The organism is Streptomyces sp. UH6 (genome assembly GCF_013421635.1).
Classification (GTDB): domain Bacteria; phylum Actinomycetota; class Actinomycetes; order Streptomycetales; family Streptomycetaceae; genus Streptomyces; species Streptomyces abyssomicinicus.
On the sequence record NZ_JACADT010001090.1, the window covers coordinates 1 to 1,801 of the forward strand.

General features: G+C 70.8%; 3 protein-coding genes. 2 read left to right on the forward strand and 1 reads right to left on the reverse strand.

What is annotated here, in order from left to right:
• Nucleotides 1-392 (reverse strand): helix-turn-helix domain-containing protein (locus HW445_RS29525; protein ID WP_180223887.1); only part of this gene is annotated, 392 nt, incomplete at its 3' end.
• A gap of 239 nt (nt 393-631) precedes the next feature.
• Between HW445_RS29525 and HW445_RS29530 the strand changes: the two genes are divergently transcribed.
• Together HW445_RS29530 and HW445_RS29535 are read left to right on the forward strand one after the other, a co-directional pair.
• Complete coding sequence (locus HW445_RS29530; protein WP_180223888.1) at nt 632-1,303, forward strand: DUF4097 family beta strand repeat-containing protein; 672 nt, start codon at nt 632-634, stop codon at nt 1,301-1,303.
• 37 nt (nt 1,304-1,340) lie between these two features.
• Nucleotides 1,341-1,801: ABC transporter ATP-binding protein (locus HW445_RS29535; RefSeq protein WP_180223889.1), on the forward strand; the 461-nt coding region annotated here is incomplete at its 3' end.

Here is a 1,801-nt window from a genome sequence, read left to right on the forward strand (position 1 = left end):
TGGGTGAGGTCCGCCGCGGACAGGCTGCCCTCGTCGGTCGTGTACAGGCAGGACGCCACCCGCGCCATCATCTTGGGCAGGCCGGACTGCATGAGGACGGTGGTGAACATCTCCTCGAACTCGCGCACCGCCTCGCCGTCGCGCCCGTCCACCTCGCGCGGCGGCGCCGCGTCCTTCGGCGCGGCCGTCCGCCGGCGCTGGGTGCGCCGCTCGGCGGCCCGATGGGCCAGGTCGGGGCGGTAGGCGGTGGGTCCGCCGTTGCGCATGACCTCGCGGGTGACGGTCGAGGTCGGACGGTCCAGACGCCTGGCGATCTCCGCGTAGGCGAGCCCGTCGGCCAGCCCCAGGGCGATCTGCTGGCGCTCCTGCTGAGTAAGCCTGCCACCGGGCATCGAGGACTCCTTCGTGGTGCATGTGAGGTGCCCCCACAGTACCTCTCCGCCCCTTTTGCATGCAACGAACACGGAGTCGGCGTTGCATTCCTCGCAGCATCGATGCAACGAAAAAGTAGCTTCCACCTGGAGTTTCACCTACTCCTTGCAACAACCTTGTTGCCAGAAACCGTGAACGCAACGTAGCTTTCTGGCATCGGAAACGACGCCTCGGCATGAGGCCGACGAAGGAGAACACCATGCGAAAGTTCGACACCCCCGCCACGATCTCGGCCGTCCTGGACATCCCCGCGGGCCGCGTCCGGCTCGTCGCCTCGGACCGGACGGACACCACGGTCGAGGTGCTGCCGGCCGACGCCGCCAAGGGCCGCGACGTCAAGGCGGCCGAGCGGACCGGGGTCGCCTTCGAGGGCGGCACCCTGCGGATCGAGGCCGGCGAGCCCCACAACCGGCTCGTCGGTCACCCCGGCTCCGTCGAGGTGACGGTCCACCTGCCCGCCGGCTCCCACGTCGGGATCAAGGCCTCCGACGTCGACCTCCGCGGGGTCGGCCGGCTCGGCGACGTCTCGGTCGAGGCCGACCAGGGGACGGTCACGCTCGACGAGAGCGACGGCACCCGGGTCGCCGTCCTGGCCGGCGACGTCACCGTCGCCCGTCTGGCCGGTCCCGCCGAGATCAGCACCCGGAAGGGTGACATCGACATCACCGAGGCCCGGCGCGGCACGGTCACCGTGCGCACCGAGATGGGTGACATCAAGGTCGGCGCCGCTTCCGGCGTCTCCGCCACGCTGGACGCCGGCACCGGGTCCGGCCGGATCGACAACGCGCTCCGCAACGCCGACGGCTCCGCCGCCGGCCTGAACATCCACGCCACCACCGGCTACGGCGACATCAGCGCCCGCAGCCTGTGACCGCCCACGCAGAGCAGACGACGAAGGGGGACCCCTCATGACCAGCCCGGCCATCGCGGCGACCGGCCTGCGCAAGTCCTACGGCGACAAGACCGTCCTCGACGGCATCGACCTGACCGTCCCGGAAGGCACGGTCTTCTCCCTGCTCGGCCCGAACGGGGCCGGCAAGACCACCGTGGTGAAGATCCTCTCCACCCTGACAGCGGCCGACGGCGGACGGGCACAGGTCGCGGGCCACGACGTCGCCACGGCCGGACAGTCCGTACGGGCGGCGATCGGCGTCACCGGCCAGTTCTCCGCCGTGGACGGCCTGATCACCGGCGAGGAGAACATGCTCCTCATGGCCGACCTGCACCACCTCTCCAAGGCGGAGGGCCGGCGGGTCACCGCGGAACTGCTGGAGCGCTTCGACCTGCTCGACGCGGCCGCCAAGCCCGCCTCCACCTACTCCGGAGGCATGAAACGCCGCCTCGACATCGCCATGACCCTCGTCGGCAG